The 21,949-nt window shown below is 43.4% G+C and carries 22 protein-coding genes; 8 read left to right on the forward strand and 14 right to left on the reverse strand.

Annotated elements, in window-relative coordinates:
* Window positions 1-36 precede the first annotated feature (36 nt).
* Window positions 37-1,290 carry a uroporphyrinogen-III C-methyltransferase gene (locus KUG63_RS02145; protein ID WP_287553879.1) on the forward strand — a complete coding sequence of 418 codons (1,254 nt, stop codon included), beginning with the start codon at window positions 37-39 and terminating at the stop codon, window positions 1,288-1,290.
* Window positions 1,291-1,301: 11 nt separating this feature from the next.
* Complete coding sequence (locus KUG63_RS02150; RefSeq protein ID WP_083857001.1) at window positions 1,302-2,522, forward strand: heme biosynthesis HemY N-terminal domain-containing protein; 1,221 nt, start codon at window positions 1,302-1,304, stop codon at window positions 2,520-2,522.
* On the opposite strand, the gene ubiD is transcribed toward KUG63_RS02150, so the two are convergent.
* Window positions 2,519-3,985, reverse strand: coding sequence for a 4-hydroxy-3-polyprenylbenzoate decarboxylase (gene ubiD, locus KUG63_RS02155; RefSeq protein ID WP_015006889.1), 1,467 nt, complete (start codon window positions 3,983-3,985; stop codon window positions 2,519-2,521). The two genes, KUG63_RS02150 and ubiD, sit on opposite strands and share 4 nt — an antisense overlap.
* Before the next feature lie 62 nt (window positions 3,986-4,047).
* On the opposite strand from ubiD, the gene KUG63_RS02160 reads away from it, so the two are divergent.
* On the forward strand, window positions 4,048-4,278 hold the full coding sequence (locus KUG63_RS02160) for a sulfurtransferase TusA family protein (RefSeq protein ID WP_015006890.1): 231 nt from the start codon (window positions 4,048-4,050) through the stop codon (window positions 4,276-4,278).
* Window positions 4,279-4,348: 70 nt separating this feature from the next.
* On the opposite strand, the gene KUG63_RS02165 is transcribed toward KUG63_RS02160, so the two are convergent.
* The 4 genes from KUG63_RS02165 to KUG63_RS02180 all read right to left on the reverse strand — a co-directional run bounded on the left by KUG63_RS02165 (window position 4,349) and on the right by KUG63_RS02180 (window position 8,673).
* Window positions 4,349-4,984, reverse strand: coding sequence for a TIGR04211 family SH3 domain-containing protein (locus KUG63_RS02165; protein ID WP_016390861.1), 636 nt, complete (start codon window positions 4,982-4,984; stop codon window positions 4,349-4,351).
* A 1-nt stretch (window position 4,985) separates the two neighbouring features.
* Complete coding sequence (prlC, locus tag KUG63_RS02170) at window positions 4,986-7,061, reverse strand: oligopeptidase A (protein ID WP_287553882.1); 2,076 nt, start codon at window positions 7,059-7,061, stop codon at window positions 4,986-4,988.
* A gap of 101 nt (window positions 7,062-7,162) precedes the next feature.
* The gene (locus KUG63_RS02175) at window positions 7,163-8,101 is read right to left on the reverse strand and encodes a hypothetical protein (RefSeq protein WP_277642196.1); all 939 of its coding nucleotides are present in this window, start codon (window positions 8,099-8,101) and stop codon (window positions 7,163-7,165) included.
* Window positions 8,101-8,673 (reverse strand): LemA family protein, encoded by a 573-nt coding sequence (locus KUG63_RS02180; protein WP_015006894.1) that lies wholly within the window; start codon window positions 8,671-8,673, stop codon window positions 8,101-8,103. Before KUG63_RS02180 ends, KUG63_RS02175 begins: the two co-directional genes overlap by 1 nt.
* A gap of 52 nt (window positions 8,674-8,725) precedes the next feature.
* On the opposite strand from KUG63_RS02180, the gene KUG63_RS02185 reads away from it, so the two are divergent.
* Together KUG63_RS02185 and KUG63_RS02190 are read left to right on the forward strand one after the other, a co-directional pair.
* Complete coding sequence (locus KUG63_RS02185; protein ID WP_287553884.1) at window positions 8,726-9,262, forward strand: gamma carbonic anhydrase family protein; 537 nt, start codon at window positions 8,726-8,728, stop codon at window positions 9,260-9,262.
* A 59-nt stretch (window positions 9,263-9,321) separates the two neighbouring features.
* Complete coding sequence (locus KUG63_RS02190) at window positions 9,322-10,494, forward strand: EAL and HDOD domain-containing protein (RefSeq protein WP_287553886.1); 1,173 nt, start codon at window positions 9,322-9,324, stop codon at window positions 10,492-10,494.
* A 31-nt stretch (window positions 10,495-10,525) separates the two neighbouring features.
* On the opposite strand, the gene aroE is transcribed toward KUG63_RS02190, so the two are convergent.
* Together aroE and hemB are read right to left on the reverse strand one after the other, a co-directional pair.
* Window positions 10,526-11,338 (reverse strand): shikimate dehydrogenase, encoded by an 813-nt coding sequence (aroE, locus tag KUG63_RS02195; RefSeq protein ID WP_287017563.1) that lies wholly within the window; start codon window positions 11,336-11,338, stop codon window positions 10,526-10,528.
* Window positions 11,338-12,351 (reverse strand): porphobilinogen synthase, encoded by a 1,014-nt coding sequence (gene hemB, locus KUG63_RS02200; RefSeq protein ID WP_016390856.1) that lies wholly within the window; start codon window positions 12,349-12,351, stop codon window positions 11,338-11,340. The genes aroE and hemB overlap by 1 nt, the downstream gene beginning before the upstream one ends.
* Before the next feature lie 305 nt (window positions 12,352-12,656).
* Between hemB and KUG63_RS02205 the strand changes: the two genes are divergently transcribed.
* The gene (locus tag KUG63_RS02205; protein ID WP_016390855.1) at window positions 12,657-13,322 is read left to right on the forward strand and encodes a phospholipid-binding protein MlaC; all 666 of its coding nucleotides are present in this window, start codon (window positions 12,657-12,659) and stop codon (window positions 13,320-13,322) included.
* A gap of 12 nt (window positions 13,323-13,334) precedes the next feature.
* Here the strand turns inward: KUG63_RS02205 and hemF are convergent, their stop codons facing one another.
* Genes hemF through KUG63_RS02240 form a run of 7 tightly spaced genes read right to left on the reverse strand, consistent with a single transcriptional unit; the run spans window position 13,335 to window position 20,340 of the window.
* Entirely contained in the window at window positions 13,335-14,249 is a 915-nt protein-coding gene (gene hemF / locus KUG63_RS02210; RefSeq protein ID WP_015006900.1) for an oxygen-dependent coproporphyrinogen oxidase, read from the reverse strand.
* Window positions 14,250-14,266: 17 nt separating this feature from the next.
* Window positions 14,267-14,821: an L-threonylcarbamoyladenylate synthase gene (locus KUG63_RS02215; protein ID WP_016390853.1), complete on the reverse strand. Its 555-nt coding sequence runs from the start codon at window positions 14,819-14,821 to the stop codon at window positions 14,267-14,269.
* A 7-nt stretch (window positions 14,822-14,828) separates the two neighbouring features.
* The gene (gene purE / locus KUG63_RS02220; RefSeq protein ID WP_015006902.1) at window positions 14,829-15,344 is read right to left on the reverse strand and encodes a 5-(carboxyamino)imidazole ribonucleotide mutase; all 516 of its coding nucleotides are present in this window, start codon (window positions 15,342-15,344) and stop codon (window positions 14,829-14,831) included.
* An 18-nt stretch (window positions 15,345-15,362) separates the two neighbouring features.
* A complete protein-coding gene (gene topA / locus KUG63_RS02225; protein ID WP_015006903.1) occupies window positions 15,363-17,654 on the reverse strand; it encodes a type I DNA topoisomerase in 2,292 nt (763 codons plus the stop codon).
* A gap of 8 nt (window positions 17,655-17,662) precedes the next feature.
* A complete protein-coding gene (locus tag KUG63_RS02230; RefSeq protein WP_015006904.1) occupies window positions 17,663-18,139 on the reverse strand; it encodes a DUF494 family protein in 477 nt (158 codons plus the stop codon).
* A gap of 21 nt (window positions 18,140-18,160) precedes the next feature.
* Entirely contained in the window at window positions 18,161-19,321 is a 1,161-nt protein-coding gene (dprA, locus tag KUG63_RS02235) for a DNA-processing protein DprA (protein WP_015006905.1), read from the reverse strand.
* 2 nt (window positions 19,322-19,323) lie between these two features.
* On the reverse strand, window positions 19,324-20,340 hold the full coding sequence (locus KUG63_RS02240; protein ID WP_016390850.1) for a LysM peptidoglycan-binding domain-containing protein: 1,017 nt from the start codon (window positions 20,338-20,340) through the stop codon (window positions 19,324-19,326).
* Window positions 20,341-20,480: 140 nt separating this feature from the next.
* Between KUG63_RS02240 and def the strand changes: the two genes are divergently transcribed.
* Together def and fmt are read left to right on the forward strand one after the other, a co-directional pair.
* Window positions 20,481-21,011: a peptide deformylase gene (gene def, locus KUG63_RS02245; RefSeq protein ID WP_015006907.1), complete on the forward strand. Its 531-nt coding sequence runs from the start codon at window positions 20,481-20,483 to the stop codon at window positions 21,009-21,011.
* Window positions 21,012-21,024: 13 nt separating this feature from the next.
* Window positions 21,025-21,948 (forward strand): methionyl-tRNA formyltransferase, encoded by a 924-nt coding sequence (gene fmt / locus KUG63_RS02250; RefSeq protein ID WP_015006908.1) that lies wholly within the window; start codon window positions 21,025-21,027, stop codon window positions 21,946-21,948.
* The last annotated feature ends 1 nt before the right edge of the window (window position 21,949 follow it).

The raw sequence follows: 21,949 nt of genomic DNA on the forward strand, positions 1-21,949 counted from the left end.
AAATGACCTAATCTTTATCACTCACGGATATCTGTCATGAATGACTCATCAAAACAGGAAGCGCACACTGAAGACAAACCTAACCCTAAGGCAAGCAGTAAGCAGCCTGAAAAGGTAGTGGCAAAGACATCATCTACTAATCAGCCCAAACAAAAATCAAGAAGTGCGATTGCTTGGCTGGCCATTTTTTTAGTTATTCTGGCCACCATGGCTGGGTACCTCACCTTTAAGCAACTCACTCAACACATTAGTCAGCTGTCGAGCAGCATCGACGCACTTAAAAACGACACGTCCGGAGCTTCAAACGAACTCCAATCTAAAACCCGTCAAGTCAGCAATCAGTTATCAGACCTTAACTCACACGTTGAGCAGCTCGAGCAGTCGGCAGATGAAAGAATCACTTTATTACAACAACAAGTCGGCAAAAATAGGCGTCAATGGCTTATTGCTGAAGCTGAGTATTTAGTGAGTGTGGCCAATACCCGCTTACAATTAGCCGGAGACGTTGATACCGCCATTGTTGCTCTACAGACCGCTGATCAACGACTTAAAGAAAATGGCGACCCCCTAACATTTGCCATTCGTCAACAAATAGCAAAAGAAATAAACCTTCTCAACAGTACCTTCTTACCAGATACGGTAGGTCTTTCGTCGCAACTTTTGGCCCTAGAAGACGCCGTTTCTAGCATGGGTATTAAAGCGCCTCATGCCGGTACCGCTCAAGCACCTGAAATTGGTAAAGGTGATGCCTCCCCTATTCCAGAAAATATTCAAGACACCCTTAACGATGCTTGGGAGAGCTTCAGTAAATTAATCGTCGTTCGGCGCAGCGATAAACCTTTAGCCGCGTTGATGACACCAGAGCGCATTGAACTGATTAGAAAAAATTTAGCCTTAAAGCTTGAATCAGCCAGGCTAGCCTTAATTAACCAGCAACAAGCCCTTTACACTGCGAACATCGCCATTGCTAAAACTTGGCTAGGTGATTACTTTGATAATAACAACCCTGCTGTAAAAACGGCCCTTAAGCAACTTGATAAGCTTGAAAATACAGTCATCAAAGCTGAGCTTCCCTCTATTGCCTTATCGTTAAAGATGCTGCGCGATTTGCCCCTATTAAGCATGTCAGCCGAAGACAGTACCGCCCCTTCAATCACTATTGCTACCCCTGCTTCCATAGAAAAAAAGGATCTCAGCTCACAGCCACCAGCTGAAGAACCAGCCCCCCTCGCAATAGACAATAACATGCCAACTTCGGCAGCTCCGGAACCTACTAAAGCAGAGCAATAGAGGCAAGCACTATGAAACTAATACTTCTTCTCATACTCGCTCTAGTCATCGCTAGTGGACTTGCTTATCAGGTACATCTGGAACCTGGATACGCCCTTTTAACTTATGGGCACGTATCCATTGAGACGTCTCTGGCAGTCCTGTTGTTTGTTACATTGATTATTTTCATTGGTTTTTATTTCTCTTTAAGAGCCCTGCTCACTCTTAAACGTAGTCCCAAAAGCATCAGCAGATGGAACCAAAAACGTAAAACGACCCGCTCACAAAAAGAAATTAATAAAGGCCTGATTAATTCTGCCGAAGGCAATTGGCAGCGCTCTGAAAAACTCTTAGTCAAGCATGCTGAACAAAGTGACACCCCTTTATTGAACTACCTTAGCGCCGCCCATGCCGCCCAGTCTCAAGGCGCTTATAATCGCCGAGATGAATATTTATTTAAGGCAGGCAAGACGTTGCCCGACCAAATACATGCCATTCAACTAACACGTGCTAAGTTACAACTCGCCGCTGGTCAATTTGAACAGGCGCTTGCCACACTGCAACAGCTAAGAACAGCAACACCTAACCACCCTATTGTTTTAACGTTGTTAATGAAAACACACCTACAGTTAAACGAGTGGGAAGCTCTTTATCATTTACTACCATCCATAAAAAACAACCGAAAAATTGCTTCACAAGAGTGGCTGCCGGTTGAAGAAAAAGTGTTAACACAGTTATTTTCAAACAACCTTGAGTCTGGCCAATTAACGCTTAGTATGATTTGGAAGGCACTCGACAAAAAACAGAAGCTAAACCCTCGTTACCTGATCGCTTACACTTCTCAACTGATTCGCACAGGCGATAATGCCACCGCTGAAGAGCTATTGATTAAGGGCCTAAATGCACAAGCAAACCCTGACTTACTGGCTCGGTATATGCAATTAACTATTCCAGCAGAAAAAAAACAGCAGCAGCTAGAAAAATGGTTACGAAAACATGGGGCCAGCAGCGAATTTTTTAATGCACTGGCGCAACTTTGCATAGAGCAAGAGCATTGGAGCAAAGCTAAATCATACCTAGACGACAGCATTTCACTGCAACCGTCTAGCTTAGCCTATCTGCTATTAGGCCAAGTGCAAGAACAGTTAGGTGACCCTAATAACGAGGCAAGCGCCCACTATAAAACGGGGCTTGAGCTGAGCATAAACGCAAACAAACTAAACCTGGCTCCATCAACAAGCCAATCCAGCTAATCTAGCCCTAAGGTTGACCATAGTTCGTCAATCTTAAGCTTAACCGGTACGCTCATTTCAATCGGCTTACCCCATTCTCGCGTGGTTTCCCCTGGCCATTTGTTTGTCGCATCCAAACCCATTTTTGAACCTAAGCCAGAAACTGGCGACGCAAAATCTAAATAATCAATCGGCGTGTTTTCAATCAACGTCGTATCTCTGGATGGATCAACACGTGTGGTCATGGCCCAAATAACTGATTCCCAATCACGAATATCCACATCATCATCCGTCACAATAACAAACTTGGTATACATAAATTGCCGTAAAAATGACCAAATACCAAACATGATTCGTTTTGCATGCCCTGGGTATTGCTTTTTAATGCTGACTATCGCCATTCGATAAGAACAGCCTTCTGGTGGTAAGTAAAAGTCTTGAATTTCAGGAAATTGTTTTTTTAAAATCGGCACAAATACTTCATTCAACGAAACACCCAAAATAGCAGGCTCATCAGGTGGCTTGCCCGTATAGGTTGAATGATAGATAGGGTTTTTACGATGCGTTATTTTTTCAATCGTAAAAACAGGAAAACGTTCAACTTCATTGTAGTAGCCTGTATGGTCACCAAACGGCCCTTCATCTGCCATTTCATCAGGGTATAAATAGCCTTCCAGAACAATCTCAGCACTAGAAGGAACTTGTAGATCATGCGTTAAGCAATCTGCAATTTCTGTTTTAGAACCACGTAATAACCCTGCAAATGCATATTCTGATAACGCATCCGGCACAGGCGTTACCGCCGCCAAAATGGTGGCAGGGTCAGCGCCCAACACAACGGCTATTGGAAAGGGCTCCCCTGGGTGTTCTGCTTGCCATGCTTTAAAATCTAGCGCTCCGCCTCTATGCGCTAACCACCGCATAATGACTTTATTGCGCCCAATCACCTGTTGACGATAAATACCTAGGTTTTGCCGTTTTGCTAATGGCCCCTTAGTGATGACTAATGGCCACGTAATCAGTGGCCCCGCATCATCAGGCCAACATGTTTGAATCGGAAAATCAGCCAAATTAACAGCCTCTCCTTCAATAACAACCTGCTGGCACACGGGTTTTTTAACCACCTTTGGCGCCATATTAAGTACTTGCTTATAAACCGGTAATTTTGCCCAAGCATCCTTTACACCTTCTGGTGGCTCAGGTTCTTTAAGTGCTGCCAGCACTTCACCGACATCCCTTAATGCACTAACAGTATCTTGCCCCATCCCTAAAGCAACCCGTTTCGGCGTTCCGAATAAATTAGCTAAAACCGGTATCGAATAACCTTTAGGGTTTTCAAATAGTATTGCTGGTCCTTCCTGTTTCAACACCCGGTCACATATCTCTGTCATCTCAAGATGAGGGTCAACCTCTTGATTGACTCGCTTTAACTCACCTAACTGTTCAAGTTTTGAGATAAAATCACGTAAATCCTTATAATCCATACTTACTTTAGACTGTTCATTATGATGAGATTATAAAGTAACACCAATATAAAAACTAAGATATGAAATACGATATAACACTGGATGCGAAAGGCTTAAACTGCCCGCTACCGTTATTAAGACTCAAGCAACAGCTTCAAAAATCTAGCCCGGGCGACATTATTAAAATGTTAGCAACCGACCCTGCCTCTCATCTTGATGTTGGCGTGTTTATTGATAAATCAAACCATCAAATGTTAAGGCATGAACGCGATGATGATATTCAATGCTTTTACATTAAAGTGGCCGATTAATAGAACTACTGCTTACATCACCAAAATGCAACAAAGGCGCTAATCAAAGCGCCTTTGTTGTTGGAAATGCTTAAATTCTAAACCCACCATGCCGTTTCAGCTGACGGGCATCTTGAAATTTTATACCCAGATACACGCCAATAAGCATACTAAGAATCAATAACAACAGACTTAGTCCTGTAAAAGAAAAGCTGACGGGCTCATTATCTGTTGGCGGCACCGTTTTTGTCACATTGGCTACCAACGGGTGTTGCTCATTCTCTTGCTGTAGCTGTTGAATGGTCTTTTCCGCCTTAGCCAACGCCTCTTGTAGTTCTTCAGTGATACGTTGATCGTTCTTTTGCTCATTCGGCACAACCTCTTCAGTCGGCTGATTTAATTTCGTTAATGTCGCTTCTGCACGATCTAGCTTTTCTTGAAGCTGCCTGTATTTACTTTGAAGTGAAAGCAGCCTAACCTTTGCCGGCTTTTCTTCTGATAAAAACCGTTTTTCAACCCACCCCGTTTCACCACCCACCAACTGCACTTTTACAAAGCCCTTAGCCTCACCTATTAATTCAACAGGTGTGCCACTTGGGAGTAACTGTGTAGGTTGTTCACTATTATTAGGTTCAGCATACATGCCAGCTAATAATTTATCAGTTATATGTGCTGCATTCGCCATGGCTGGCAAAAACAACAGCAAAAAGAAAACGTGCTTTAACATCTTATGCTGCAATGCCTGAATGCTTCAAGAGAGCATCTATTGTTGGCTTTCTTCCTCTAAACGCTGTAAATAATTCAAGCGCATCATCGCTCCCTCCCTTTTCTAAAATGTTGTGTAAAAAAGAACGCCCTGTTTGCTCATCAAAGATTCCTTTTTCTTCAAACAACGAAAAAGCATCGCTAGATAGAACCTCCGCCCACTTATAACTGTAATAGCCTGCCGCATAACCTCCTGCAAAAATATGTGAAAAGCTATTCGGAAAACGATTAAATTCTGGTGTTTTAACAACACTAACATCCGCTCTAACTTGTTCCAACACATCATAAATTTGCGAATCGTTTGTTGCGTCATATTCCAAATGAATTCGAAAATCAAATATTGAAAATTCAATCTGCCTCACCATCTGCATACCCGACTGAAAGTTCTTCGCTGCCAACATTTTTTCAAATATTTCCTGCGGCAGCACCTCACCCGTTTTATAGTGACCAGAAATTAACGGCATTACCTCTGCTTGCCAGCACCAGTTTTCCATAAACTGGCTAGGTAACTCAACGGCATCCCATTCCACACCATGTATGCCGGACACACTTAAGTAATCAACTTGTGTCAGCATATGGTGCAAGCCATGTCCAAACTCATGAAAGAGCGTTTCTACTTCGCCATGAGTTAGCAACGATGGGTCTTCACCGATAGGTGGGGTGAAATTACACGTTAGATACGCAACCGGCGTTTGCACCCCGTCTTTCTTTTTAAAACGGGTCACGCACTCATCCATCCAAGCCCCTCCTCGCTTATGCGGACGAGCAAAAAGATCAATAAAGAACCGACCTCGGTGAACACCTTTTTCATCCGTAATGGAAAAAAGCTGCACATCTTTATGCCAGGTATTAACGTCTTTTACTTCTGAAATATTAAGCCCATACAGTTTCTCAACCACCTTAAACATCCCTGTTAATACACGATTTGCAGGAAAATATGGCTTCACTTCTTCTTGAGAAAACTGATACCTCTCTTGACGTAGCTTTTCTGAATAATAAGCGACATCCCACGATTCAACAGCACCTTTATGTCCTTGCTTAGCAGCGAAGTCACATAAGGTCGCATAATCTTTTTTAGCCATTGGCAAAGAGCTATCGGCCAATTGATTTAAAAATGTCAGTACATCCTCAGGCTTATCGGCCATTTTGGTGGCCAACGATAAATGTGCATAACTTTTGTAACCTAACAATTGTGCCTTTTCATGTCGCAAGCCCACGATGTCTTTCATCAACTGTGAATTATCCCAGCTTTCTTTGCCAGTTCCTTGATCAGACGCCCTTGTTACAAAAGCATGATGTATGGCATAGCGTAACTCACGGTTATCTGCATACGTCATAATTGCCATATAGCACGGGAACTCTAACGTCAGCATCCAACCGTCTTGGTCCTTTTGCTGCGCTGTTTGACGGAGTAGATCCATCGCCGATGTGGGCAAGCCTTGCAAATCAGCCTCATCTGTCACCAATTGGCTCCAATCATTGGTGGCATCCATTAAATTTTCTTCAAATTGGTTCGTTAATGTCGACAATTGCTGCGATATATCCATATAACGTTGTTTTTTATCACTCGGCAAAGCCACCCCCGACAACTCAAAGTCGCGCAACGCATTATCAATAATCTTTTTTTGTGCCGTGCTCAATACCTTATACTCAGCCCCTTTTTTAATCGAAAGATAAGCAAGGTAGAGCTCTTTATTTTGGCCAATTTCTGTTGAGTATTCGCTGAGCTTAGGTAAACAATTAGAATACGCTTCACGCCACTCGTCATTGTTCATCACCGAGTTTAAGTGACTGACTGGCGACCACACTCGGTTTAAATAATCATCCATCAATTCAATCGGGTGCACCAGGTTTTCCCAACTGTATTCTTTGCCCCCCTCAAGCAAAGAAGCTATTTCTCTTTTGTTTTTTGCTAGCACCTCATTAATAGCTGGCTCAATATCGGCTGCTGTTATTTCACTAAAGTGCGGAAGCTCAAATTCTTCTAATAAAGGGTTTGTCATATTTTTATACAGTTGAAAAATAAAGTATTTTCGCATGCTTCAGTGCAGCTTCCAAGCCTCAACACTTTGCATAACGAATACTTAAACTAAGAAGCCTAGCTGACTGCCAAAGAAAATCGACACTGGTCTTTAGAAAACTAGCCCATACGCACATTCATCATCCACAGCGCCACCCCACTTATGGCAAAAAACAAACACAGCGACACCCAAGATTTATATTGAAACCTCGCGGTAAGCACTGCCTCATTTTTTGTTGAAATTAAAAATGGTTTACGGCTACTCATTGGTCTTTCAATTATATGCTCAACAGGTCCACGATGCTGACGGGCTAACTCCTCTGCCAACTGGTGTTTTGCAATAAGAACAGCCTTTTCCCACTCCGCTGAATCAATGTGCCCATCGCGGTCTTCATCAAAACGGTTTAATAGCATCCGCGGGTTGCTTTTCCATTGCCTTAATATCGCCGCTAAAGACTCATCCTTTGTTGGCAACGCCAGTTCCTTAAACGACTTAAAGTCACCAAGAACATACAATTGATCACCTTCATGAATGCGTTTTTCGCTATAACGGTATCGCTTAGCAAGAGCAAACGCACTTGAACTAAAGCCTTTTGGACCTGCGGTTGGAAAAGGTGAACTGCCATACCAAGTATCAGAAACCGAATGGATTACTTCAGCATCATCTGGGTTAACAATTGCCCGCCCCGTTTTACCATGCAGAGAAAACACGCCGTCACTAATACCAGTTTCAAAAAGGCTCCAACTGGTACGGCTACGCCCCCGCACATAATGCGACTGTTTCTCTTCTACTTTATACCAATACCAAACACAGCTTTGCTTCGTTAAGGGCGCAATAATAGGCTCGCCAGGTAATAATCTAGCGATGCCAGCAAACTCGTTATAACCTTGTGATGCCGACCTGATCAGTGCCGTCGGCGTGTCCTGCATAATGCGATAACGCCACAAATAACGAAAATAAAAATATAGGCAGGCCAAGGAAATTAGGCATGTAGCAATAAAATATACCCAAAACTCATCAGCCGGCAAGCGTTCAATGGCCTCTGCCCACTCATTCATTATTCAAATAATTTTTTAACATTAACATCGGCCGTTTGTGACGCTTCAAACTCTAATAAATCAAAATCATTAAAGTTAAAGAATTTTGCTATCAATACATCTGGAAATTGCTCAATACGGACATTATTTAAATTCACGCTTTCATTATAAAATTCACGTCGGTCCGCGATGTTATTCTCTAGCTGACTTATTCTATTTTGCAGCTCTTTAAACGACTCATTTGCTTTTAGTTCAGGGTAGGCTTCGGCAACGGCAAATAGGTTCATGAGACCTTGCCGCATCTGTGTTTCCGCCTTCCCTAATGCCGCCACATCTGACTCGCCTAGGGCATTTGAAACGCCCGAGCGCGCCAACATAACTTTTTCCAAGGTGTCTTGCTCATGTTTCATGTATTGCCGACACGTTTCAACCAATTTTGGTAACTCATCATGTCGCTGCTTAAGCAACACATCAATGTTTGACCACGCTTTTGATACGCTATGTTTCAAGCTCACTAAGCTGTTATACAACGCTATTCCATAGCCCACTAAGACAACAATAACGGCCAATGCCATAAATCCTGATACACTCATGTCTTTCTCCCTTTAACAAATACTCACTAAAGTATAGAACAGGAAATCGCACATGCACGTTAAATCTTTTGACTCTAAAACACCGCGAACTGAAGACTCTACCTTTATCCACGATACCGCCGTTGTTATTGGCGACGTTGAACTTGCTGCCGATGTGTCTATTTGGCCATTAGCCGTTGTTCGTGGCGACATTCATAGTATTAAAATTGGTCGTCGTTCTAATATTCAAGATGGTAGCGTTATACACGTTACCCATGCCAGTGACTTTAACCCAGGGGGCTACCCTGTAGTGATTGGAGAAGACGTAACCGTTGGGCATAAGGTGACACTGCATGGCTGCACCATTGGTAATCGTTGCCTGATTGGAATGGGCGCTATTGTGATGGATGGCGCTATCGTCAATGACCAAGTGATAATTGGTGCTGGGAGTCTTGTCCCTCCGGGAAAGGTATTAGAAAGTGGCTATTTATATATTGGCTCTCCAGTCAAAAAAGCTCGGCCCATTAATGAAAAAGAAGCCCAGTTTTTAACCTATTCACCGCAGAACTACGTTCGATTGAAAAATAAATACCTTAACGAGGCAACCTAATGCGTTTCTTCAACTAAACTGAAAGGTATCATTCATTAATTATCCTAAGGGCTACTGTCATGCGTCATTTCTCGTTTGCTCGACAACCCATACTAAACCGCTCCTTAGAACTTCACGCCTATGAATTTTTGTATCGCCCGATTGAAGATGAAAAGCAACAAACACATTCTCTTACTGCTGAGGTTATCGCTTCTTCTGCCTTAGACTTAGGGTTACAAAAAGCAGCAAACAACCACTTTGTTTTTATCAATATATCGTATGAAGATTTATTTAGCCCTCTGATTGAAGCTCTGCCTTCTGAGCAAGTTATCTTAGAGTTATTAGAAGACATTCAACCTGACGCTAGTCTTATCGAAAGAGCTCAAGAGCTTTCAGAAAAGGGGTTTGCTTTCGCTCTTGATGACTTCGTGTACAGCCCAAAATGGGACCCTTTAATCGAATTAGCCTCTATTATTAAGTTTGATTTAACCCTCACCTCCATCGAGGTCAACAAAGCCTTAATTGAAAAACTCCAACCCTGTGCTATACAATTTTTAGCTGAAAAAATAGAGACCTTCGACGACTTCAATGCCTATAAGCAAATAGGCTGCGAGCTATTTCAGGGATATTTTTTTTCAAGACCAGAGTTAATAAAAGGGCGTACTGTTAGCGCTAGCACGTTTGCTATCATCCAACTTCTAGCCCATGTTAACCAGGTGGACATTTCAATGTCTGAACTCGAAAGCACCATTGAAAAGGACCCTAATCTTACCCATATGCTTTTAAAGTATTTAAACTCTGCCAGCTTCTCGTTCAAAAACCCCATTGAACGAATTAAACAAGCCATTGTTATCTTAGGTATTGATGAAACAAAGAAGTGGGCGACATTAATTAGCTTGCGCAGCATCCCTTCTAAACCCTTAGAGCTTATAAAGCATGCCTTAGTACGTGCTAAATTGGCAGAAAACATTGCCGTAAAGAACGACAAAGCACACCCAAACAGCTATTTTCTAATGGGGCTGCTGTCTACATTGGATGCCTTATTAGACATGACAATGAAGGACGCCGTTAAACCCCTACCCTTGAAAAGTGAGATTATAGACGCCTTAGTTGAACAAAAAGGTGAGATGGGTGAGGTCTTAAAAATAATCATTAAACATGAGCAGCAACTTAATTGGCCCATAGGTGATAACTATTCAAACGACTATTTAAAAGCATGCCAATGGGCTGATGATGCTAGCTCATCCATTTAACTTTACAAGCTCAACAGCATTTCAATGCGCTTTACTTTAGCCCCTTTAAGACGGCTGAAGTCTCAGGCATAACTCCACGCCAAAGATGAAACGCATGCGCTGCTTGCTCGACTAACATACCCCGACCATCCACTGATAAGCGGGCGCCTTCTTGCATACCCCAACACACAAATGCTGTCGGCTGCTCACTATACGCCAAATCATAGCAAACCCCGTTCGGCGACAATAAGCCATTTGCTATCTCAGGCAAAGAACCACTTAAACTGGCCGATGTCGCATTAATGATCAAATCAAATTGCTTTCCTGCTAAGTCTTCATAACTTGAAGACTGAATTCGGCCCAATGAAGAAAATAAAACTTCCATTGCTTTTGCTTTTGAGACAGTTCTATTAGCCAAATAAAGTTGCCTAGGCTTTGCCTCGAGCAACGGCCCTAGTATTCCACGAGATGCTCCGCCAGCACCCAACACAAGGACTCGCTGATCATCTATCACCACCCCTAAATTTGTGCAAAGGTCAGTTAACAGCCCTATACCATCGGTATTATCACCTAATAAAGAACCATCGTCTAAACGCTTAATCGTATTAACCGCCCCACTAAATTTAGCGCGCTGTGTTAATTGGTCTACTGCTTCATATGCGAGCTCTTTCAAAGGTACGGTGCAATTAACACCTTTTCCACCAGCCTTAAAAAAATCAGCAAGCGCTTCATTAAACACGTCAGGCTTCACTTCCTGCGCCTCATAGCTTAATTGCTGCCCAGTCTGATCAGCAAACTGTCGGTGAATAATAGGCGATAAGCTGTGCCCAATGGGAAACCCAAATACTGCGTAGCGATCCGTCATTATTTTTCTTCCGTTAGCCAGCGTGCCACATCTTTTGCAAAGTAAGTTAAAACACCCTGCGCACCTGCCCGTTTAAATGCCAGTAAAGACTCTAAAACAACAGCTCGCTCCTCAAGCCAAGCATTTTGCACCGCTGCCTTTATCATTGCGTACTCCCCACTCACCTGATAAGCAAATACGGGGGTGTCAAACGATTCAGCCACCCGACGAACAATATCTAGGTAGGGCATGCCTGGCTTGACCATTACCATGTCAGCACCTTCTTCAATATCTAAGCCGACTTCAATCAATGCCTCATCGGTATTTGCACAGTCCATTTGATAACTGTACTTATTGCCTGCTCCTAACTGAGCCGCTGAACCCACTGCATCCCTAAACGGGCCATAAAAACTGGATGCATATTTCGCCGAATAGGCCAAAATTTTAGTATTCGTATAGCCCTCTACCTCCAGTGCTTCGCGGATTGCACCCACACGACCATCCATCATATCAGAGGGTGCCACCACATCAGCCCCCGCTTCTGCATGGGACAAGGCTTGTTTTACCAACACCTCCACCGTGTCATCGTTTAACACATAACCAGTATCGTCAATCAACCCATCCTGACCATGAGTTGTAAAAGGGTCTAAGGCGACATCGGTAATAACACCTAGCTCCGGCAATGCAGCCTTTAACGCCCGAACTGCTCTTTGCGCCAAACCTTGCGGGTTCCACGCTTCCTCTGCTGAACTTGTTTTAACACTCGCGGGCGTCACAGGAAATAAGGCAATCGCAGGCACCCCTAGTGTCACGAGTTCACGCGCTTCGTCCACCAACAAATCAATACTAAGTCGCTCAACACCCGGCATAGAATCGATTGTTTGACGTTGGCTCTCGCCCTCAATCACAAATACGGGGTAAATCAGATCATCCGTTGTTAACACTGTTTCACGCATTAAACGGCGACTAAACTGGCTTGATCGCATACGTCGTTGCCTTCTGACTAGAATCGAGTTTGTTTTATTGATCTTCATTTTACCCACCATTTCAAGCTATAATCATTTTTGACATTTTAACGACTTAGTCGACAAAACACTGTAGAAAAATTAAACTGATCGACTATACTTTTTACAAACACAGATCAAAGGCCGCTTAATTAAACACCTAATAAACTTTAATTAAGTATTGTATCTTGCCCGACAATGCCTACACTAGCGTCTTTTTACAACCCCTGCCACCAGAGAGGGGCAATGACGATAAATGAAGCTGCAATAGGACAAGAAAATAATCTATTCCAGGGGATAACCCGGCACTACAAAATAAGAACAGGATATAGACAATGAACAAACTAAAAGGTTTTTTAACCGTCGGGCTCTTCGCCTTTGCATTAACAATTAGCTCATTTGCAAGCGCTGAAGACTTAAACCCTCCTCAACAAGTCATCCAAGAAACATCTGACCTGTTACACGACATCCTTCAAAAGGATAAAAGTAAACTCGATGACCTTGATTATGTTTTTCAGTTGGTCAACGAAGTACTTGAACCTCGTGTTGATTTAAATAAAATTTCTAGACTTGTTTTAGGTAAACACTGGCGTAAAGCAAGCGAAGAGCAAAAAACCTCATTCCAAAAAGAGTTCAAGGGCTTATTGGTAAATACTTACGCTACTGCCTTTAAAGAATTTGATGAATGGACCATACATTTCATACCAATGACCTTCGACCCAACAGACACAAGGCTAATGGTTAAAACTGAAATTATTCAACCTTCTCGTCCACCCGTTGCTGTTAATTACCGAATGGCCCTTAACAAAGCTGGCGAATGGAAAGCGTATGATGTGATCATCGAAGGGATTAGCATGGTAACTAATTACAAAGCGAGCTTTTCTAAAACCATCAAAAGCGCCGGCGGACTCGATCAAGTTATTCAACAATTAGCCGAAAAAAACAAGTTATCAGAAACAGACAGCCAACTTGTTCGAGAAGAAACGAGCAACAAGTCTTAATAACAGCTCTGTTTAAGCAAGCCAATCTTTAGGCTGTAAAAAAACATCATACAGTTCGCTTTCAGCTGTCCCTGCTTCTGGGTGCCAGTTATAACGCCAGCTAACCTGTGGTGGCAATGACATTAAAATGGATTCCGTACGGCCACCTGTTTGCAACCCAAACAGGGTCCCTCTGTCATACACTAAGTTAAACTCTACATAGCGGCCTCTCCTATAGAGCTGAAAATCTCGTTCCTTGTCAGTATACGGCAAGCTTTTACGTCGCTCGACAATAGGCTGGTAGGCAGAAATATAGTGGTCACCCACGCTCTTCATCAGCTTGAAACAACGTTCGAACCCCCCTTCATTTAAATCATCAAAGAAAAGCCCTCCGATACCGCGTGGTTCATTACGATGTTTTAAAAAGAAATATTCATCACACCATTTTTTATAATCGTTATAAACATTATCACCAAAAGGTTCGCACGCTTTTTTTGCCTGCCGATGCCAATGCTTTGCATCATCTTCAAAGCCATAATAAGGCGTTAAATCAAAGCCGCCTCCAAACCACCAAATTGGTGCTTCACCGTCTTTTTCTGCGATAAAAAATCGCACATTAGCATGTGATGTCGGTACATAAGGATTACGAGGGTGTATCACCAATGAAACGCCCATTGCTTCAAAATTTCGCCCCGCCAACTTGGGACGATTCTGTGTTGCTGATCCGGGTAAGGCGTCACCTCTTACATGCGAAAAATTAACCCCCGCCTGCTCAAACACCTTGCCATTCTCTATCAGCCTCGTACGCCCTCCGCCTGTATCGCCCCCTCTATCCCATAGGTCTTCTTTAAAACCACCCTCTTCCTCAAGGCCTTCAATACTGCTACAAATGTTGTTTTGCAAAGCCAACAGGTAGTCTTTAACACGCTGGGGATTGGGTGCAGACATCAATAAAATCTCTTAGGTTAACGTAATTGCTTATTTAAAAAGGGGTCGATGATTCGGCTGGGATTCAAAAAGCCACCTACTTGGCCACTTATTGTATAAACATTTTTCGACAAAAACTTTAGACGCGCTTGATATGCCGTTCTTACTGCCTCACAACCCGACATGTTAGCACTAGTAGACACAATCGCTGTACCAGCTAACTGGCACAGCTCTTTAGCTAGGCCATGCTGTGTCAAACGAACCGCTATATTACTCCGCCCACCTGTCAACCATGCTGGCACCGATGTTTTTGCAGGCAGTAACCAAGTTGTTGGCTCCGATACCTGGCCCTTTATTTTTGACATAAGGTCATCAGATAAGGGCTGCACATAAGGTTCAAGTTGACAAAAATCAGATGCGATAAGAATCAAGCCTTTACTAACCGATCGCCCTTTTAAATCTAACAGTCGATAAACTGCCCCTTCGTTCAATGGGTCGCAGCCTAACCCAAACACGGCCTCTGTTGGGTAGGCTACAAGACCACCGGCTTGAAGTTGAGCAACAAACCGTTTTTTTTGCCAAACCGATGGCACAACCGGATTACCCTTGTTGAAGCTTTTCTTGCAGGGCTTGGTTTTTCTTAATAACAGCTTCGCCTGACGCTTTTCTATCTGCACGTACTCGTTGTGCAACGCCCTCATCAAACAAGCCGATAATTTGAGCGGCAAGATAAGCCGCATTTTTTGCACCCGGCTTACCAATCGCTACACTAGCAACAGGGATACCTGCTGGCATTTGTACGGTCGACAATAATGCATCTTGCCCTTGTAAAGAACCCGCATCAAGCGGCACACCAATAACAGGCTTAACGGTATTAGCCGCCACTGCTCCTGCTAAATGAGCAGCCAGACCTGCTGCTGCAATAAAGACCGCGCAACCTCTCTTATCGGCATCGGTAACGTAGGCATGTGTTTCTACTGGCGTTCTATGTGCTGAGGTCACTCTCACCTCATACGGAATGTCTAATCCTTTTAATACATCCAGTGTTGCCTGCATAACAGGAAAGTCAGAGTCAGAGCCCATTAAAACGGCTACAAATGTTTTATTATCTTGCATCATTTACCTTTTAATTTATTAAGTTTTAGCCATTTCTTCGCATGGCGTTACGTAGGAACATTCTTGTTGTGGACAGACTTTTTCAGTGCCACGTCTTTTAGTTGTTTTTAATGTCAAAATAGGCCAATTACAATTTGGGCATGGCTCATTAATCGGCTCATTCCATAATGCATATTTACACTTAGGATAATTAGAGCACGAGTAGAATATTTTACCCTTTCGAGATTTACGTTCAAGTATTGTTCCCTTTTTACAATCAGGACAAACAACATTCGTGTCTTTTGGTTTCTCCAAAGGTTCCATATGCTTACAATCTGGATAAGCACTACAACCTATAAATTTGCCATATCGACCGGTGCGAATAATTAAATTAGATTCACACTTTGGGCATTTTCTCCCTTCAACAACTTCAGGCTCTGCAGAAGCGGCATCATCATTCAAGTTACGCGTATAACTGCATTCGGGGTAATCTGTACAGCCAATAAACCGTCCATTTCTACCCAAGCGAATCGATAGCTGTTTACCGCACTCTGGACACTTTTCCTCCAGCGCCTCTTGCGTAACATCGCTACGTTGAACACTGACTTCCTTATCATCAATCAGCGTTTTAAATGGCTGCCAAAACGTCTTCATTAATGGCAACCACTGCATTTCACCTCTTGAAACGGCATCCAGGCCATCTTCTAATTTAGCGGTGAAGTCATAATCCACATAATTCGTAAAATGCTGCGTTAAAAATTTATTTACAATTCGCCCAACATCAGTCGGATAAAAGCGTTTCGTTTCTAGCTCTACATAGTCGCGATTTTGTAATGTTGAAATAATCGATGCATAGGTCGATGGCCGGCCAATTCCATGCTCTTCAAGCGCTTTAACTAGGCTTGCCTCACCATAACGAGGGGGCGGTTCAGTAAAATGTTGGTTCGCTATCACCTCTTGCAAATCAACTAGCGCACCTTCTTCCAGAGGTGGCAACATTTTTTCCTTATTGTCATCATCCTCTTTACTGTCATCTTTACCTTCAAGATACACTGACATGAAACCGGGTTTATTTACCGTTGAACCTGTGGCCCGAAAAACATAGCCCTTGCCGCAGGTTAGGTCTGCACTCACCCCATCAATCAACGCATGAACCATTTGGCTGGCCACCACGCGCTTCCAGATCAATAAATAGAGTTTATATTGGTCATTCGACAACGACCCTCTAATTTCATCAGGAATCCTTGCTGCTGAGCTTGGACGAATAGCCTCATGGGCTTCTTGAGCATTTTTTGATTTGGTTTTGTAAACCGGCGCTTGTTTAGGTAGATTCTCTTTACCATAACGCGATTCAATCAATTGACGAATTTCATCAACCGCTTCAGCCGCTAAGTTCACCGAATCTGTTCGCATATACGTTATCAGACCAATTGATTCTGAACCGATGGTTACCCCTTCATAAAGCTGCTGAGCAATCTGCATGGTCTTTTTAGTTGTAAAACCTAACTTTCTAGATGCTTCTTGCTGAAGTGTGGAGGTTGTAAAGGGGGCGGCTGGGTTACGTTTACGCTGTTTTTTTTGTAGCTTTTTAACCAATAATTTATTGGCGGCAACAGCCACAATATCGTCTTTTATTTTATTCGCATCCGCCGCGTTTTCGACACTAAACTGGGTCAGCTTTTCGCCATCCACATGTGTTAGCTTGGCTTTAAAAGATTGGTTAGCCGCCTTAGTTGCCGCTTCAATACTCCAATATTCACGACTATTGAAAGCTTCTATTTCTAATTCACGTTCAACAATTAATCTTAACGCTGGGCTTTGAACCCGTCCAGCAGATAAGCCGCGTCTGATTTTTTTCCATAACAACGGCGACAAATTAAAACCAACCAAATAATCGAGTGCGCGTCTAGCTTGCTGCGCATCAACCATATCCATTGATAATTCACGCGGCTCCTGTATCGCTTTTTGAATTGATTTTTTAGTAATCTCATGAAAAACCACTCGATGTACCGGCTTATCTTTGAGCAGTTTTTTTTCCTTCAATAACTCAGAAACATGCCATGAAATGGCCTCACCCTCTCTATCCGGGTCGGTTGCAAGATAAAGCTCATCGGCTTTTTTCATCGCCTTTGTAATCGCCTGCACATGACGCTGATTCCTTTCGACCAAAGAATACTTCATCGCAAAATCATGGTCCGGGTCTACCGCGCCCTCCTTCGGAACCAAGTCCCTCACGTGGCCATATGACGCTAGAACAGTAAATCCTTTGCCTAAGTATTTTTCAATGGTTTTTGCTTTTGCTGGCGATTCAACAATGACAAGAGCTGACATAATAAGACCTAATGAAGTTCGAATGGAGTATCGCCGTAAACCAGCTCCTCCATTTGTGAATAATGACCTTCCATGCCAGATTGACTAAACAGCACCATTAACGCGACCCACTTCACATGATCTACAGAAAGAAGCGCATCACCCAAGGCCATCGCTCTATCAATGATCAGCTCACGGCGTGTTAAGTCGATAATCCCTGTCTGCTCTAAAAACAACAAGAAGCCTTGCGCATCAACATCAAAACGTAATCGTTCTTCGGCTGAATAAACCCGGATCGCACTTTGACCAACATAGTTTTCTATCACCTGCGATGGTTGAGTCGTTAACTCACCCATCCAATCAAAGGCTCGATCAACATAGTTTTCTGTAAATCCTGCTTCCAGCAATTCAGTTTTTAACTTGCCTTGCTCAAGGGCCTTTTCATCGCCCGCATCAATATAATGCTCGAACAAATACACAAGTACTTCAAAAATAGTTTCTTTCATTTATTTTAATTTTATCTCTATTTATTCGGCTGAACACCGATAGAAAAGGCCTCCAGGCGCAGATGACACTAAACCTTGAAGCTCCAATACCAGTAACATAGACGAAATCTCTTCGGCTGTAAAATTAGTTTCTGTTATTAGTTCATCTACGGAGGTGGGGTCAAACGCAATTTTTTCAAGTAAAACAGCATAATCACCCGTTATTGATGTCTTATTCAACCTAAGCTCTTCGTTCTGCCCATCATCTTCACTGAGAGCCGCCAACGATAAGTTACCTAACTCTTCAAGTACATCTTCAGCCGTTTCAACTAATTTAGCCCCTTGTCGGATCAAATGATGGCAGCCTTTTGCAAGCGGATTGTGAATCGACCCGGGGATTGCAAACACTTCCCGGCCTTGTTCCATTGCATGTTTTGCTGTTATCAAGGTTCCACTCTTTATCGCCGCCTCAACCACCAAAACACCCAAGCTTAAGCCGCTAATAATTCTATTCCTTCTCGGAAAATAGCCCGGTTTTGGTTGTGTGCCAATTGGAAATTCCGACACCAACGCACCAGATTTAATAATTTCTTCAGCCAACGGCTTGTGACCAGCGGGGTAAACCCTATCGAGCCCTGTAGCAGCGACAGCGATTGTTTTTCCGCCGGCCTCTAAAACACCTTCATGCGCCGCTTGATCAACGCCTAATGCTAAACCACTCGTTACTGTTAAGCCAAAGGTGGCAAAGCTTTTTGAAAATGCATGCGCTGTTTTCATGGCCATTGGTGAAGGGTTTCTTGTTCCTACCATGGCTATTTGCAAAGATCCTAACAAGCTACGATTACCACGAATAAATAAAATAGGCGGCGGGTCTGGAATTTCTTTAAGCAAAAGCGGGTAATCTTCATCGTACCAACACATAAGGTGACAATCTTCACGTTTGAGCCAGTTTAAATCTGGCTCAATTTCACGCTCATCCAGGTTTTTTATTTGCTGAATAACCGCTGAAGAAAGCCCAGCCTGCTTGAGCGATGCTGCGGAGGCGCCAAGAACATTTTCCGGCGTACCAAAGACCTCCAATAACGATAAATATGTTTTAGCACCAACGCCAGTAATTCGCCATAAAGCTAACCAAGGACGATAATCAGAAGCAAGAATGCTCGTTGAAGAAACTCGCCCGTCTTCCCCGTTGGAGCTATCCAATACTACGGGGTATGAACAACATCGTGGCGGTGTATCACGCGAGAGCTTTCCATCACGAGACCATAGCTGACTCGGTCAAACACCCTAAATACCATTAACACGCCGGCCTTTTCATCCGGTAACGTCACTTCTGCGCCACCACCAGCAATGATGTCTCTAACCGTTTCGCCTGCTCGATCAATTTGTAACACATGACCCACTTCAACGCCGTCTTGTTCGCCACGGTCAATCACCACCACATCATATTTTGCTACTTTCGACACACCATCAACGATTCCAACAATTTGCCCTCTAATATTGCTCTTTGGCGCATGAGGGAAGTAGTTTTGAACAATCGGTCCTTCGATAGCCGGTAACAAACGATCACCTTTTCGTACTTCACGCGTTGATTTAGACAACATCACAGTCGCTGGGTCTCCTTTCAGCTCTACCGTCGACTCTGCGATATAGACCGCCTCGAAACCCAATGACTCCCCAGTTTCTCCATCCAAATATTCTTCGCCCTGTCGCACAATAATGTAGCCATCGGCTATGCCGTCTTGAAATGAACGGACATACGCTTTGTAGCCCGGACTTCCGAGAATATGCTCATCATCAAATGCCACTACATAAGGCGCAGACTCATACTCCTCTTCCGTCATCACTCTTGGACTATTTAAAAAGGGTGCAATGGCATCAATCGGTATTGCAGGAATGGCATCCGCTAAACTAGAACGCCGAATTGAGGGCGATAATTTTCCATCACCTCTTTTTAAAGTCAACCTTGGCACGCCATCTACAAAAGACAACTCAATAATATCGCCGGGGTAAATTAAGTGTGGGTTCGCAATTTGATCATTCGCTTGCCATATATCTGGCCAACGCCATGGCGTTTGTAGAAAACGTGCAGAAATATCCCAAAGTGTATCTCCTTTTACAACCACGTAGCGATCCGGGTGTGATGGGTTCAGCTTAATATCGTTTGCCAGTACACTCCAACTCAACAACACTCCAACCACTAACACTAATAATTTTTTCATGGCCACGATCTTCCTTTTATTGGCGATTTAATAACACTCTAAGTCTAGCTTAAAATATTGACTATTCAAAGTTTAACCTAAATTCGTTAGAATTCACTCTAAACAATTGGCCACCGTCGCATATTTCACCCCCTTCCAATATGACAAAATTAAATATTCTGCATTTTCCTGACAAACGGCTACGAACAAAAGCCACCGATATCACCGTCTTTGATGACGAATTAAGGCAATTTATTCGCGATATGTTTGAAACCATGTACGCAGCGCCCGGTATTGGACTTGCCGCAACGCAGGTGAATTACCATAAACGCCTCATTGTCATTGACGTCTCTGAAGATAAAAACGAACAGCTTTGCCTCATTAACCCAGTTATCACTCATAAAGAAGGCATTGAAGTAATGCAAGAAGGCTGTCTATCGGTCCCTGGATTTTATGAAGACGTAGAAAGAGCAGAGTCAGTAACGATTAGCGCTCAAGATGAACATGGCAAGCCTTTCGAGCTAACAGCTGACGATTTATTGGCCGTATGCATTCAACATGAAATAGATCATTTAGACGGAAAATTATTTGTCGATTACCTATCTCCTTTAAAACGCAATCGCATTCGAAAGAAGCTAGTGCGAATGGATAAAGAACGAGCCGAACAAACAACTCAATCCAACTCGCTATAGCTGGCCTTTAAACATGAACATTATATTTGCAGGCACGCCTGATTTTTCAGTGCCAACGCTTCAAGCGCTTATGGCTAGTCAGCATCATGTCTGCGCTGTTTATACACAACCAGACCGACCGGCCGGCAGGGGACGAAAAGTTCAACTTAGCCCCGTCAAACAATGCGCATTGGACGCTAATATACCCATTGAACAGCCCGTTAACTTCAAATCAGCAGCATCGATAACAACGCTAGAACAGTATCAGGCAGACCTTATGATTGTTGTCGCCTACGGTATTATTTTGCCAGACCTTGTCTTGAATACACCCAAATTTGGCTGCATTAACATCCATGCCTCCTTATTGCCTCGCTGGCGCGGCGCCGCACCTATTCAACGTGCTATTTTATCGGGCGATAAAGAAACTGGCATTACCCTAATGCAAATGGATACCGGCCTCGACACCGGAGATATGTTGTCAAAAACTGTTCTCCCTATTCAGCCCGAGGACACTTCCAGCAGCCTCCACAATAAATTATCGACCTTAGGCGCCAACGCCTTAATAGATTTACTGCCCCTCGTTGACGCACAACAACTTAGCCCGAGCCGCCAAAACAACAATGAAGCGACCTATGCTCACAAACTCAGTAAGCAAGAAGCCCTGATAGATTGGAGCAAACCAGCTGCTGACGTTCAACGCAGTATTCAAGGTTACAACCCATGGCCGGTAGCCCACACGCTTCTCAACAACAAACCCTTACGCATTTGGCAGGCAACCGTCACCCAACTTCCCACTTCCGGGCAGCCAGGAGAGGTTAACACTGAGAAAAATAAATTATTTGTTGCCTGTGGCGATTACTTCATTGAAGTTAACGAGCTTCAACCTGCTAATAAACGGCGCATGTCCGCGTCCGATTATCTATCTGCACATCACATCAACGCATTAACATTAGGCTAAG

It is taken from the genome of Cycloclasticus sp., assembly GCF_019090545.1.
In the GTDB taxonomy this organism is placed as follows: Bacteria; Pseudomonadota; Gammaproteobacteria; order Methylococcales; family Cycloclasticaceae; genus Cycloclasticus; species Cycloclasticus pugetii.